A 13,752-nucleotide genomic window follows, 5' to 3' on the forward strand; every position below is an offset into this window, starting at 1 on the left:
TGATCGAAGACCGCATCGAGCCGGGCGACGCCGGCGGGGCCCCTGAGCGGGGCCCCGCACCGACAGATGACGATGGAGAGAAGATGACCGACGGGACGAACGGGCCCTCGTCCGCGCCGCACGCCGCCGACACCCATGACCTGATCCGCGTGCAGGGGGCGCGCGAGAACAACCTCAAGGACGTCAGCGTCGAGATCCCCAAGCGGAGGCTGACGGTCTTCACCGGGGTCTCCGGCTCCGGCAAGAGCTCCCTGGTGTTCGGCACGATCGCCGCCGAGTCCCAGCGGCTGATCAACGAGACCTACAGCGCCTTCGTCCAGGGCTTCATGCCGACCCTGGCCCGTCCCGAGGTGGACGTCCTGGAGGGCCTGACCACCGCGATCATCGTCGACCAGCAGCGGATGGGCGCCGACCCGCGCTCCACGGTCGGCACCGCCACCGACGCCAACGCGATGCTGCGGATCCTGTTCAGCAGGCTCGGGCAGCCCTACGTCGGCTCCCCGAACGCGTTCTCCTTCAACATCCCGACGGTCCGCGCGAGCGGCGCGATCACCGTCGAGAAGGGCAAGGACGCCAAGGCCGAGAAGGTCGTCTTCACCCGGGCGGGCGGCATGTGCCCGCGCTGCGAGGGCCGCGGCAGGGTCTCCGACATCGACCTCACCCAGATCTACGACGCCTCCAAGTCCCTCAACGAGGGCGCGCTGACCGTCCCCGGCTACACCATGGACGGCTGGTACGGCAGGATCTTCTCCGGCTGCGGCTTCTTCGACCCCGACAAGCCGGTCGGCCAGTTCACGAAGCAGGAGCTGGAAGACCTGCTCTACAAGGAGCCGACCAAGATCAAGGTCGACGGGATCAACCTCACCTACGAGGGCGTGATCACCAAGATCCAGAAGTCGATCCTGTCGAAGGACGTCGAGGCGCTCCAGCCGCACATCCGAGCGTTCGTGGAGCGGGCGACGACCTTCACCGACTGCCCCGAGTGCGAGGGCACCCGGCTCAGCGAGGCCGCGCGGGCGTCGAAGATCAAGGGCATCAGCATCGCCGACGCCTGCCAGATGCAGATCACCGACCTCGCCGCCTGGGTCCGCGAGCTGGACGAGCCGTCCGTCGCGCCGCTGCTCGCCAAGCTCGGCCACACCCTCGACTCGTTCGTGGAGATCGGCCTCGGCTACCTGTCGCTGGACCGCCCCGCGGGCACCCTGTCGGGTGGCGAGGCGCAGCGCACCAAGATGATCCGTCACCTCGGGTCCGCGCTCACCGACACCACCTACGTGTTCGACGAGCCCACCTCCGGCCTGCACCCGCACGACATCCAGCGGGCCAACGAGCTGCTGCTGCGGCTGCGCGACAAGGGCAACACCGTCCTCGTCGTGGAGCACAAGCCGGAGATGATCGCGATCGCCGACCACATCGTGGACCTCGGCCCCGGCGCGGGCACGGGCGGCGGCACCGTCTGCTTCGAGGGCACCCTGGACGGGCTGCGGGCCAGCGGCACCATCACCGGACGCCACCTGGACGACCGCGCCTCGGTCAAGGAGTCGGTGCGCAAGCCGACGGGCGCGCTGGAGATCCGCGGCGCGACCGCAAACAACCTCCGCGACGTCGACGTGGACGTGCCGCTCGGCGTCCTCGTCGTGGTGACGGGCGTGGCGGGCTCCGGCAAGAGCTCGCTGGTGCACGGCTCGATCCCGGCGGGCGCCGGCGTCGTCTCCATCGACCAGGCCCCGATCCGCGGCTCGCGGCGCAGCAACCCGGCCACCTACACGGGGCTGCTGGAGCCGATCCGCAAGGCGTTCGCCAAGGCCAACGGGGTGAAGCCCGCCCTGTTCAGCGCGAACTCCGCGGGCGCCTGCCCGGCCTGCAACGGCGCGGGCGTCATCTTCACGGACCTGGCGATGATGGCAGGGGTCGCGAGCACCTGCGAGGAGTGCGACGGCAGGCGCTTCGACTCCTCGGTGCTGGAGTACCGGCTCGGCGGGCGCGACATCAGCGAGGTCCTGGCCATGTCGGTGACGGACGCCGAGGCGTTCTTCGCCGAGGGCGAGGCCCGCATCCCTGCCGCGCACAAGATCCTCCAGCGGCTCGCCGACGTCGGCCTCGGCTACCTCAGCCTCGGCCAGCCGCTCACCACCCTGTCCGGCGGCGAGCGGCAGCGGCTCAAGCTCGCCACCCACATGGGTGAGCAGGGCGGGATCTACGTGCTGGACGAGCCGACCACGGGCCTCCACCTCGCCGACGTGGAACAGCTCCTGGGGCTGCTGGACCGGCTGGTCGAATCCGGCAAGTCCGTCATCGTGGTGGAGCACCACCAGGCCGTCATGGCACATGCCGACTGGATCATCGACCTCGGACCGGGCGCGGGCCACGACGGGGGCGCGATCGTCTTCGAGGGGACACCGGCCGAACTCGTCGCGGTGCGCTCGACCCTGACGGGCGAGCACCTGGCCGCCTACGTGGGCGCCTGACCGGCGGGAACACGCGCACGAAGCGGCCCCGGAGACCTCTCCGGGGCCGCTTCGCCGTCAGGGTGACGCGGCTCACTTTCGCGGGTCGTCACATCGGGACGGGCTATCCCGTCATCTCTGTGAACCCGAAAGACGACGGCAAAGGAGCCGACCATGGAACCCCGACTGAACGCCTTCGCGAACCCGGTGGCGGGCAAGGTGCTCAAGGGCCTCATCGCGGCGGGCAAGGCCGCCGAGAGCGTCCTGCCGCACGCGACGGCGGAGCTGGTGAAGGTCCGCGCGAGCCAGATCAACGGCTGCGGCTTCTGCCTCGACATGCACACCAAGGACGCCCTCGCCGCCGGTGAGACCCAGGCCCGCCTCAACCTGGTCGCCGCCTGGCGCGAGGCCACGGTCTTCACCGAGCCCGAGCGCGCCGCCCTGGAACTCGCCGAGCAGGCCACCCGCCTCGCCGACGGCACGGGCGTCACCGACGAGGTCTGGGCGAACGCCGCCAAGCACTACGACGAGGACCAGCTCGCCGGCCTCGTCTCGGCGATCGCCGTCATCAACGCCTTCAACCGCCTCAACGTCACCCTCCGGATGCCCGCGGGCGACTACCAGCCCGGCATGTTCGGCTGACCCTCTCCGGCCGGACGCCTCCGGCCGAGGCACCGGGCCCGGGGTTCCCCCCGGGCCCGGCCCGTTTCGCGGGTTCCCCGGCGCAGCCGGGTTCTTGAAGAGCCCGTGGGCCGGGCCTGGTGAGCACAGCCTGTTTCCGGGATCGTCCGGATCACGAACCGCTCCGCGGTCCTACGATCTCCGGTATGTCGGTCAATTGGGTTTCACCGTGCGTTTCTTAGATTTCGCGGATGCCGAGAAGGCGGCCCTCGTGGCCGAGAAGCTCAACGCGTACATGCGGGAGCAGGGTCTGGACCGCCAGGGCGTGAGGTTCGTGGCCGGCGGGACCAGGGTGTCCGGCGGGACCGAGTTCCCGCTCCTCTTCTCCGGCGCGAGCCGTTGGTTCCGCTGGTCGGAGAAGTGGGTCACCGAGACCGTCGCCGAGGTGGATCCCGAAGCGTCGAAGGGGAGCGGCCGGACGACCCGTTCTAGGGAGGGCGCTTTCCCTGAATCCGCTGACAGAGGGCCCGCGCCCCGGTTCCGGGCCGCGCGGGCGGCGGCGATCGCAGTCCAGGCGGTATGGCAGGATCGTGAAATGACCGGCAGGCCGAGCGAGGAACAGCGCCTGAGCGATCTGGCGAGGCTCCGCCGGGTCCGGGACCGCATGGACCGCGAGTACGACCAGCCCCTCGACGTCGAGGCGCTGGCCCGCGGCGTCCACATGTCGGCGGGCCATCTCAGCCGCGAGTTTCGCCGCGCCTACGGCGAGTCCCCCTACTCCTACCTGATGACCCGCCGCGTGGAGCGCGCGATGGCGCTGCTGCGGCGCGGCGACATGAGCGTCACCGAGGTCTGCTTCGCCGTCGGCTCCTCCTCTCTCGGCACGTTCAGCACCCGCTTCACCGAGCTCGTCGGCATGTCGCCCAGCGCCTATCGCCAGGCCGTCGCGGACGGCGAGACCGAGGGCCTGCCCTCCTGCGTCGCCAAGCAGGTCACCCGCCCCATCCGCGAGACCCCCACCCGCCGCGGCCCTTCGGCCTGACGGCCCTTCACCGGCCGACGATCCGTTCGGTCTCGCGCCACAGCAGCGCCTGGAGCGCGGGGTCGCCGCCCGGCGCGACCGGCTCGATCGGGCGCGCGCCCCGGACGCTGTAGTAGCCGCCGCTATGGGCCAGGTAAGCGGGGTCGGCCGCCAGCGCGACGATGAGGCCCGCCCCGCGTGCCGGATCGCCGATCCGCAGCCGGGTGAGCGCCTTCTCCAGGGGCCCGGCGAACCGGAGCTCGCGGCCGAGCCCGGTGGTGTTGAAGCCGGGGTCGAGGCAGGTGGCGGTGACGCCCGTGCCGTCCAGGCGGCGGGCCAGCTCCCGGGTGAACATGATGTCGAGGAGCTTGGTCTTGCCGTAGTGCGCCGATGAGCCGCGCGCCGTGAAGGGGACGGTCTCCGTCAGGTCGTCCGGGAGGCGGAGGCCGCCGTGCCGGCGGGAGGCCTGCGAGGCGACGGTGACGATCCGCGCCGCGGGGGCCCGGCGCAGCGCCGGCAGCAGTTCGCGGGTGAGCAGCCATGGCGCGAGATAGTTGACCGCGACCATCTCGGGCAGCCCGTCCGGCGTCGTGCGTGCCGTGAACGCGTGCAGCCCCGCGTTGTTGATGAGGACGTCGACGCTCCCGTACCGGTCGCCGATCTTCCGGCCGACCTGCCGGACGTCGTCGAGCCGGGCGAAGTCGGCGATGAAGACCTCCACCTCGGCGTCCGGGACCCGCGCGAGGATCTCGCGTCGCGTCAGCTCGCCCTTCGCGGGGTCGCGCGCGGTGAGCGCGAGCCGTCCGCCGCGCCGGGCCAGCTCAAAGGCGGCGCGCCGACCGAGTCCGCCGGTGGCGCCGGTGATGACGTACAGGGGTCGCATGGTCGATCCTGTCTGAAGTGGTTTGCCGATGCCCATCACTTTAAGGTGATATAGTTCGGATATGCAAACCACTTCGTCGGGAGGGAACCGGCGGGACCTGGAACACGCGATGGCCGAGCAGATCAACGCCCTGCTCGGTGCGACGCGGGCGCTGAGCGAGCGGAGCGCCGCGCACTTCCATCCCGGGCTCCAGCCCGCGGCGTTCCACATCGCACGGTGGCTGCACGCGTTCGGCCCTGCCCGGCCCAGCGAGGTCGCCGAGGCCGTGGCCATGGACCGGAGCTCCACCAGCACCCTCATCGGCAAGATGCGCGGCCTGGGGCTCCTGGAGAGCACGCCGTCGCCCTCCGACCGGCGGAGCGTGCTCGTGGCGCTCACCGAGGAGGGGCATCGGAGGGTCGCCGCCACCCTCGACGAGCGCGGCAAAGAGTTCTACGCCCGGACCCGCGACTGGGCGGACGAGGATCTCGCCCACCTGACCCGCCTCCTCGCTCGGCTCGCCTCAGGGGAAGAGGCTCCGAAAGACTGACAGGGGGTGTCAGGTATGGGCGGGAGGGTGGGAGGTATGAAACGGAACATGATCGCACTGGTGGCGGGGGCGACCCGGGGAGCGGGGCGCGGGGTGGCCGTGGCGCTGGGCGAGATCGGCGCGACGGTCTACGTGACGGGACGCAGCGGAGGCGGCAGGAGGTCGGAGATGGACCGGCCCGAGACGATCGAGGAGACCGCCGCGCTCGTCGAGAAAGCGGGCGGAACGGGCATCCCCGTCGTCGTGGACCACCTGGACAAGGCGCAGGTCGCGCGCCTGGTCGAGCGGATCGACGCCGAACAGGGCAGGCTCGACGTGCTCGTGAACGACATCTGGGGCGGTGAGCTGCTGTTCGACTGGAACGCGAAGCTCTGGGAGCACTCCCTGGACGACGGGCTGCGGATCCTGCGGCTCGCGATCGACACCCACATCATCACCAGCCACTACGCGCTGCCCCTGCTCGTCCGCAACCCCGGCGGGCTCGTCGTGGAGATGACGGACGGCACCGCCGCGTACAACGCCGACCACTACCGGATCTCGCTGTTCTACGACCTGGCGAAGGTGTCGGTGAACCGGCTCGGCTTCGCGCAGAGCAAGGAGCTCGACCCGTTCGGCGGGACCGCGGTGTCGCTGACGCCGGGCTGGCTGCGCTCGGAGCTGATGCTGGAGCACTACGGCGTCACCGAGGCGAACTGGCGGGACGCGCTCGCGGCCCAGCCGCACTTCGCGATCTCCGAGACGCCCCTGTACGTCGGCCGCGCCGTCGCCGCCCTCGCGGCGGACCCGGACCGCCGCCGCTGGAACGGGGCTTCCCTGTCGAGCGGCGGCCTCGCCCAGGTGTACGGCTTCACCGACGCCGACGGCAGCCGCCCGGACGCCTGGCGCTACATCGTCGAGGTCCAGGACGCGGGCAAGCCCGCCGACGTCACCGGCTACCGCTGACCGGCCCGTACAGCCCGGCCAGGCGCGCGGCGGCGTCGGCCATTCGGACCCGGAGCTCAGGCGGCTCCAGCACCTCGGCTTCGGGACCGAACCGCAGGATCTGGTCATAGGCGACATCGAGATTCTCGACGGGCAGGACGGTGACGACCCACCCCCGCCCGTCGGGCTCGCCCGCCGCCGCCATGGCGGCCTCGGCGGCGGGCGGCTCGGCGACGTGGCGCAGCGCCCGCACCGCGCGCGGGCTCAACCGGACGGTGATCTCCGCCCGCAGCAGCGACGCGACGAACCGGGCCGACCGGTCCCGCCAGGCCGCCGCGAGGTCGAAGCCCTCGTCCCGGACGAACCCGCGCCCGGTCTCCGCCACCGACGCGATCCGATCCACCCGGTAGGTCCTGACCTGCCCTTCGACGGCCCCCATGAGGTACCAGATCCCGCCCTTGAGCACGAGACCGTAAGGCGCCACGACCCGCGCGGCCTCCCGGTATCCGATCGCGACCTCGCGGTCCGCCCACACCGCCCGGGCCAGCCCTTCGAGCAGCGGCGGCGCCTCGGCGTCGGTCCACCAGCCCGGCACGTCGAGGTGGAACCGCCGCGCCGTCCGCCCCGGGGCCTCCCGGAACGGCACGGGCAGCGCCGCCACCAGCTTCAGCCGCGCTGACGCTGCGACCTCGCCCAGGCCGAGCTGCTCGGCGGTCCCGCCCAGCCCGGCGAGGAACAGCGCCTCGGCCTCGTCCCTGGTCATCCCCGTGAGCCGCGTCCGGTACCCGTCGACCAGCCGGTACCCGCCGTGCCTCCCCTGGTCGGCGTAGACCGGAATCCCCGCCTCCACGAGATCCCGCACGTCCCGGTAGACCGTCCGCTCCGACACCCCCAGCTCAGCGGCCAACTCCGCCGCCGTCAGCACCCCCCGCTCCTGCAGCACCAGCACCAGAGAGATCAGCCGCCCCGCACGCACCCCACCAACCTACGCGATCACCGCGGATCGGCGGGCCGGGTCGGGCGCACCGGTCGGGGGCCGGCACGCCTCAGGGTGAGCGCTCGCCTGAGCCGCCCTTTCTCGGAGACGCGACTCAGCGGAGGAGGTCAGCCGCCGTAGGACGCGGTGGCGCCGGAGAGGACGGTTCGGTCCGCCACGTGGGCGGTGTAGTCGGTGGTGACGTTGGCGGGGTGGGCGTGGAGGGCGAGGGTGTCGCCGGGGAGGACGGGCGAGGAGAAGCGGCCGGAGGCGGAGCCGAGGTCGGCGGGGTGGGCGCCGAGGGCCCGGGCCAGGCCGACGGTGCAGGTGGCGAGCGTGGCGAGGCCGTGGAGGATGGGGCGGTCCAGGCCCGCGGTCTTGGCCGCCTCGGGGTCGACGTGGAGGGCGTGCAGGTCGCCGGAGAGGCGGTAGAGCGCGGCCTGCTCGGCGAACGTGGGGACCTCGACGGTCAGGGGAGGCGTCCCGGCGGGGGAGGCCGAGCGCGCCGAGGGGCCCCGGTCGCCGCCGAAACCGCCGCGCCCCGGCGCGAAGATCGACCAGGTGGCGGTGAAGCAGCGGGATTCGACCTCGATGTCGAAGATGGCGGCGGAGCCCTTGTCCCAGACCGCGGAGACGCGGGCCGACAGCGTCAGCTCGCCGCCGCGCGGCAGGGGAGCGGCGACCTCCAGCCGCTGGGAGGCGTGCAGCGCCGTCGTCGGCGCGAACGCGCCGTTGGTCCCCGCCACGTCGGGGGCCCACTGGGCGAGGGTCAGGCCGAACGTCGGCAGGACGCGCAGGCGGCGCTCGTACACGAGGTCGAGTTCCTCGGCGCGGGCCCCGACGGACAGGGCGTAGAGGATCGCGTCGCGCTCGGTCCACGACGCGGTGCGCTCACCGAGGCGGACTCCGGCCCACGCACCGGCCGGGTCCTGCGGGGAGGGGAAGCTCATGACAGGCGCTCCACGATGAGGGCCATGCCCTGGCCGCCGGCGGCGCACATGGTGACGGCGCCGTAGCGGCCGTCGCGGCGGCGGAGGCCGTTGACGAGGGTGGTGGTGAGCCGCGCGCCGGTCATCCCGAACGGGTGGCCGAGTGCGATCGCGCCGCCGTGGACGTTGACCTTGTCCTCGTTGAGGCCGAGGTCGTCGATGGTGGGCAGGACCTGGGCGGCGAAGGCTTCGTTGATCTCGATGAGGTCGAGGTCGGCGGCGGTGATCCCGGCACGGGAGAGGGCCTGGCGCATCGCGTCCACCGGCCCGAGCCCCATGATCTCCGGCGACAGCGCGGAGACCCCTGTCGAGATGAGCCGGGCCAACGGCGTCAGCCCCAGTTCGGCGGCCTTCCGGTCGGACATGACGACGAGCGCCGCGGCGCCGTCGTTGAGCGGGCAGCAGTTCCCCGCGGTGACGGTCCCGTCCGGTCGGAACACGGGCTTGAGTGCGGCGACGGATTCGGTGGTGACTCCGGGGCGCGGGCAGTCGTCCTTGGCGACGACGGTGCCGTCCGGCAGGGTCACCGGCGTGATGTCGAGGTCGAAGAACCCGTCGGCGAGGGCCTTCTCGGCGAGGTGCTGGCTGCGCGCCCCGAAGGCGTCCTGCCGCTCCCGGCCGATGCCGCGCAGTTGCGCGACGTTCTCGGCCGTCTGCCCCATCGCGACGTACGGGTCGGGCAGTTCCCCGTCCTCACGCGGGTCGCGCCACACCGTGACGCCCGCACCGGTCCGGGACGCGCTCCGCGCCTCGGCGGCCGCGTACTTCGGGTGGTGCGTCCCCTCGGCCCCGTCGGACTTGCCGCGCGCGTACCGCGACACACACTCGACCCCGGCCGAGACGAACGCGTCGCCCTCCCCCGACCGGATCGCGTGCAGCGCCATCCGCGTCGTCTGCACGCTGGACGCGCAGTACCGCTGCACTACCGTGCCCGGCACCCCGTCGAGCCCGAGCCCGATCGCGGTCTGCCGTGCAATGTTGTACCCCTGCTCGCCCGCGGGCTGCGCGCAGCCGACCATCAGGTCGTCCAGCGTGGCCGGATCGAGCGCCGGCACCTGCGCCAGCGCCGCCGACACCATCTGCACCAGCAGGTCATCGGGCCGCAGGTCCTTCAGCGACCCCTTGTACGCCCGCCCGATGGGCGAACGGGCCATAGCGACGATGACGGCCTCCGGCATCGGTGCACCTCCAAGCTCTGCGGGGACGGCGCGGCTCGCACCGACGCCAATGTAGCAAACGCTAGGTTGGGTAATCCGCTCCGGGACCCGCGGCAAAGCCCCGGGCGAGGGCCCTGCCGCGGCGCGCGTCAGGCGACCGGCGCGAGCGGAGCGTCCTGCACGGCGGCCGGGGCCTTCCGGTCGCGCAGCGACCAGGCGCGCTCGTCCAGCAGAGACAGGACGGCCGGGAGCAGGACGACCCGGATGAGCGTGGCGTCCAGCAGGACGGCGACGGCCAGCCCCACCCCGAGCTGCTTGAAGTCCTGCATCGACAGGGTGGCGAAGACCGCGAAGACCGCGACCATGATGAGCGCCGCGCTCGTCACCGTGCCCGCGCTGGAGGAGATCCCATGGAAGACCGCCTGACGGGTCGGCATGCCCTGCCGCCGGGCCTCCCGGATCCGGGAGACGACGAAGACGTGGTAGTCCATCGACAGCCCGAAGAGGATGACGAACACGAACAGCGGAAGCCACGCCTGGACCGCGCCGGCCCCCGTCGTCCCGACGAGCCCGTCGCCCCAGCCGTGCTGGAAGATCGCGACGATGACGCCGTAGGCCGCGCCCACGGACAGCAGGTTCAGCAGGACCGACACCACCGCGATCGCCACCGAGCGGAACGCGGCGAGCATGATGAGGAACGCGGCCCCGGCGACGAACCCGAACACCGGCGGCATCGCCCGCGCGAGCTGGTCGTTGTAGTCCTCGCTGAAGGCCAGGTCGCCGTCGACGACCGCGCCAGGGTGGCCCCGCACGGCGTCCCGCGCCCTCGCCAGGTCGGCCTCGGTCGCCAGCGGGACGGTGACGCGGGTGATCCCGTTCTGCGCCCGGACCTCCCCGAGCGAGGCGAGGTCCCCGGCCGGTCCCTTGACGAGGATCTCGCCGGTGGCCGCCTGCGCGGGGAACGCGGCGAGGATGTGCTCGTAGGCGGTGATGACGGGATCGTCGGCGGGGATGGTCTGGCGCAGCGACAGCAGCTCGGTGCGCATGCCGAGGACGGGCAGCGCCAGCGCGACGAGGAAGGCCCCGGAGAGCGCGGTCGCGAGCGCGGGCCGGGCGATGACGGCGCGCAGGACCGCTGGCAGCGCCCTGCCCTGGCGGCGCGGACGCCGCCGCCGGATCAGCCGGCCCGCGTCCACCTTGTCGCCGAGCAGCGACAGCAGCGCGGGAAGCACGGTGACCGAACCGGTCATCGCCACGAGCACGACGAGGATCGTGCCGACGGCGAAGCTCTCGAAGAGCGGCATCCCGGACAGGAACAGCCCTGCCATCGCCACCGCGACCGTCGCGCCGGACACCAGCACCGAATGTCCGGACGTCCTGGCCGCGATCGCCAGCGCCTCGGCGGAGGTCTTTCCGCGCTCCCGCTCCTCGCGTTCGCGGCGCAGGTAGAACAGGCAGTAGTCGACGCCGACGGCGAGCCCCATCAGCAGCATCACCGATCCCGTGGCGTCGGCGGCGTGGAACCAGTGGCTGGCGAGCGCGCCGAGCCCGGTCGCCGCGACGAACGCGGTGAGCGACAGCGCGACGGGCAGGACCGCGGCGACGAGCGCGCCGAACGCGACGAGCAGGATGCCGAGCGCCAGCGGCACGGCGGTCCACTCGGCGCGGGCGAAGTCCTCGTCGAAGGCCTTCTCGAACCACCGGTCGACGGTGGCGCCGCCGAAGACCTCGGCGCGCAGCCCGGTCGCGGTGATCGCGTCCCGCACCGCCGGGTAGCGGTCGGTGGCGTCGCCGATGTCGCCGTTCCAGTCGAAGGTGACGAGCACCGCGTCGGAGGTCCGCGCTGCCTCCGCGACGCGCACGGCAGCCCCCGTCCGCTCGACGGCCGCGATGACGGGCCGCGCGTCGGTCCCGTGCACCAGGACGAGTTCGTTCACCGGGTCCTCGACGCCGGCCTCCTCCAGCATCTCGATCGCCTGCCGGGAGCCGCCGAAGGCGTTCTCGGCGTCGGTCATCGGCTGCTGCCCCGCCATCGCGCCCAGAACGGACGCGGCGACGACGAACAGCAGCCACAGCACCAGGGCGGCGACGCGGTGGCGCGCGCTCCAGCCGCCCAGCTTCTCAGCGATTTCCATGCCCACGACGCTAGAAAGCGCGGGTCGCACGCGACATCCAGCGGACTGGCGTCTTCGGGGTGGGCCTACACCCACCCAGAGTGGACAATAGGTCCAGTGCGCATTGAACACCCCTCGGCCAGAGTGAAGGCATGAAGAAGACATTCCAGGCCATGGGCCGCGGTCTCGCGCTGGTCGGGCTGAGCCTCGCCCAGCTGCTGGTCTGGTGCGCCGCGGTCACCGCGATCTGCCTGATCCCGATCGGCGTCGGCCTCTACCTCGCGCCCGGACTCCTTGAGGCGCACCGGCGCTTCGCCGACCGCGCCCGGCTGCACGCGCACGACTGGAGCGGCGTCCGCATCGTCCGGCCCTACCTTCCCGAGCCCGCCTACCGGCCGGGGTTCATCGGCCGCGCCGAGCGCTGCCGGCACCTCCTCACCGACAGGGCGACCTACTGCGACCTGCTGTGGGGGCTCACCGATCCGATCGTCGGCGTCCTCCTCGGCGCGCTGGCGTTCACGCTGCCGTTCTACGGCGTCGAGGGCATCCTCATGCCGGGCATCCTCGAGATCTTCGGCGACCTGGGCTTCAACGAGTGGTACGCCGGAATCCACGTCTGGCAGGGGCGGCCCGAGGCGGCCTGGTGGTGCGTGCCCGTCGGCGCGCTCATCGTCCTGCTCGGACTGTGGGCGGCGCCGCGGCTGCTGCGCGCGCATGGCCTGTGGACCCGCAGCGTGCTCAGCCCCGCCGACGTCGACGATCTCGCCCGCCGCGTCACCGAGCTGACCCGCACCCGCGCCGAGACCATCGACGCCTCCGCCGCGGAGCTGCGCCGGATCGAACGCGACCTGCATGACGGCGCGCAGGCCCGCCTCGTCGCGATGGGCATGACGCTCGGCGCGATCGAGCAGCTGCTGGAGAAGGACCCGGCGAAGGCGCGGCTGCTGCTCGCCGAGACCCGGGAGACGTCGGCGCGGGCGCTGGGCGAGCTGCGCGACCTGGTGCGCGGCATCCACCCGCCCGTCCTCGCCGACCGGGGACTGTCGGACGCCGTCCGCGCCCTCGCGCTCGACAGCGGCATGGACGTCGAGGTGAGCGGGACGCTCCCGAGGATGCAGCCGCCGCTGGAGTCCGCCGCCTACTTCGCGGTGTCGGAGGTCCTCGCCAACGCCGCCAAGCACAGCGGCGCCCGCCGCGTGTGGATCGACCTCGGCATCGCGAACGGGCTGCTCAAGATCGGCGTCACCGACGACGGCCTGGGCGGCGCCTCCCTGGAGGCGGGCAGCGGCCTGCGCGGCATCGAAAGGCGCCTCGCCGCCTTCGACGGCGTCCTCGCCCTCAGCAGCCCGCCCGGCGGGCCCACGATCATCACCCTGGAGATTCCTTGCGCGCAGTGATCGCCGAAGACCTCGCCCTGCTCAGGGAGGGTCTCGTCCGGCTCCTCGAAGCCGACGGCTTCGAGGTGGTCGCGGCGGTCGACAACGGCCCGTCGCTGCTGCGCGCGCTCATCGAGGAGAAGCCGGACGTCGCCATCGTGGACGTCCGGCTGCCCCCGTCCTTCACCGACGAGGGCATCAGGGCGGCGATCGAGGCCCGCCGGCGGGTTCCCGGGCTGCCTGTGCTCGTCCTGTCCCAGTACGTCGAGCAGCTCTACGCGCGCGAACTCCTCGCCGACGGCACGGGCGGTGTCGGCTACCTCCTGAAGGACCGGGTGTTCGACACCGCGGAGTTCGTCGGAGCGGTCCGGCGGGTCGCGTCCGGGGGCACCGCGATGGACCCCGAGGTGATCGCCCGCCTGCTGACCCGGGGCCGCGCCGTCCGGCCCCTGGAGCGGCTGACGCCCCGCGAGACCGAGGTCCTCGCGCTCATGGCCGAAGGCCGCTCCAACGCCGCCATCGCCGCGAAGCTCGTCGTCTCCGACGGCGCCGTCGCCAAGCACACCACCAACATCTTCGCCAAACTCGACCTCCAGGCCTCCGATGACGACAACCGCCGCGTCCTCGCCGTCCTCGCCTACCTCAACGGCTGACCCGGCCCCCGAGGAATCGACGGCGAAAGAGACGGTAATGTTCCGTTTCGGCGTGCCGCAGGGGT

Annotated in this window: 12 protein-coding genes; 7 read left to right on the forward strand and 5 right to left on the reverse strand. The window is 72.5% G+C overall.

Annotated elements, in window-relative coordinates:
* The first annotated feature begins 83 nt into the window (after positions 1-83).
* From ACYVOM_RS14575 to ACYVOM_RS14585, 3 genes are all read left to right on the forward strand, one after another.
* Positions 84-2,468 (forward strand): ATP-binding cassette domain-containing protein, encoded by a 2,385-nt coding sequence (locus ACYVOM_RS14575; RefSeq protein ID WP_460303874.1) that lies wholly within the window; start codon positions 84-86, stop codon positions 2,466-2,468.
* A 153-nt stretch (positions 2,469-2,621) separates the two neighbouring features.
* Complete coding sequence (locus ACYVOM_RS14580) at positions 2,622-3,089, forward strand: carboxymuconolactone decarboxylase family protein (protein ID WP_460303875.1); 468 nt, start codon at positions 2,622-2,624, stop codon at positions 3,087-3,089.
* A 574-nt stretch (positions 3,090-3,663) separates the two neighbouring features.
* On the forward strand, positions 3,664-4,110 hold the full coding sequence (locus tag ACYVOM_RS14585) for a helix-turn-helix transcriptional regulator (RefSeq protein ID WP_460304366.1): 447 nt from the start codon (positions 3,664-3,666) through the stop codon (positions 4,108-4,110).
* Between the two features lie 7 nt (positions 4,111-4,117).
* On the opposite strand, the gene ACYVOM_RS14590 is transcribed toward ACYVOM_RS14585, so the two are convergent.
* Positions 4,118-4,972 carry an SDR family NAD(P)-dependent oxidoreductase gene (locus ACYVOM_RS14590; RefSeq protein ID WP_460303876.1) on the reverse strand — a complete coding sequence of 285 codons (855 nt, stop codon included), beginning with the start codon at positions 4,970-4,972 and terminating at the stop codon, positions 4,118-4,120.
* A 61-nt stretch (positions 4,973-5,033) separates the two neighbouring features.
* Here ACYVOM_RS14590 and ACYVOM_RS14595 point away from each other — a divergent pair, with 61 nt between their 5' ends.
* Both ACYVOM_RS14595 and ACYVOM_RS14600 read left to right on the forward strand, forming a co-directional pair.
* Positions 5,034-5,501, forward strand: coding sequence for a MarR family winged helix-turn-helix transcriptional regulator (locus ACYVOM_RS14595; RefSeq protein WP_460303877.1), 468 nt, complete (start codon positions 5,034-5,036; stop codon positions 5,499-5,501).
* A gap of 48 nt (positions 5,502-5,549) precedes the next feature.
* Positions 5,550-6,443 carry an SDR family oxidoreductase gene (locus tag ACYVOM_RS14600; RefSeq protein WP_460303878.1) on the forward strand — a complete coding sequence of 298 codons (894 nt, stop codon included), beginning with the start codon at positions 5,550-5,552 and terminating at the stop codon, positions 6,441-6,443.
* Here the strand turns inward: ACYVOM_RS14600 and ACYVOM_RS14605 are convergent.
* From ACYVOM_RS14605 to ACYVOM_RS14620, 4 genes are all read right to left on the reverse strand, one after another.
* On the reverse strand, positions 6,427-7,398 hold the full coding sequence (locus tag ACYVOM_RS14605) for a helix-turn-helix transcriptional regulator (protein WP_460303879.1): 972 nt from the start codon (positions 7,396-7,398) through the stop codon (positions 6,427-6,429). The two genes, ACYVOM_RS14600 and ACYVOM_RS14605, sit on opposite strands and share 17 nt — an antisense overlap.
* Positions 7,399-7,526: 128 nt before the next feature.
* Positions 7,527-8,348 carry a MaoC/PaaZ C-terminal domain-containing protein gene (locus ACYVOM_RS14610; RefSeq protein WP_460303880.1) on the reverse strand — a complete coding sequence of 274 codons (822 nt, stop codon included), beginning with the start codon at positions 8,346-8,348 and terminating at the stop codon, positions 7,527-7,529.
* Positions 8,345-9,565: an acetyl-CoA C-acetyltransferase gene (locus ACYVOM_RS14615; RefSeq protein ID WP_460303881.1), complete on the reverse strand. Its 1,221-nt coding sequence runs from the start codon at positions 9,563-9,565 to the stop codon at positions 8,345-8,347. The genes ACYVOM_RS14610 and ACYVOM_RS14615 overlap by 4 nt, the downstream gene beginning before the upstream one ends.
* A 128-nt stretch (positions 9,566-9,693) precedes the next feature.
* Positions 9,694-11,679: an MMPL family transporter gene (locus ACYVOM_RS14620; protein WP_460303882.1), complete on the reverse strand. Its 1,986-nt coding sequence runs from the start codon at positions 11,677-11,679 to the stop codon at positions 9,694-9,696.
* Between the two features lie 131 nt (positions 11,680-11,810).
* Here ACYVOM_RS14620 and ACYVOM_RS14625 point away from each other — a divergent pair, with 131 nt between their 5' ends.
* A complete protein-coding gene (locus ACYVOM_RS14625; protein WP_460303883.1) occupies positions 11,811-13,055 on the forward strand; it encodes a sensor histidine kinase in 1,245 nt (414 codons plus the stop codon).
* Positions 13,043-13,687, forward strand: a complete 645-nt coding sequence (locus ACYVOM_RS14630; RefSeq protein WP_460303884.1) for a response regulator transcription factor — start codon at positions 13,043-13,045, stop codon at positions 13,685-13,687. The genes ACYVOM_RS14625 and ACYVOM_RS14630 overlap by 13 nt, the downstream gene beginning before the upstream one ends.
* Positions 13,688-13,752: the final 65 nt, after the last annotated feature.

The organism is Actinocorallia aurea (assembly GCF_054783995.1).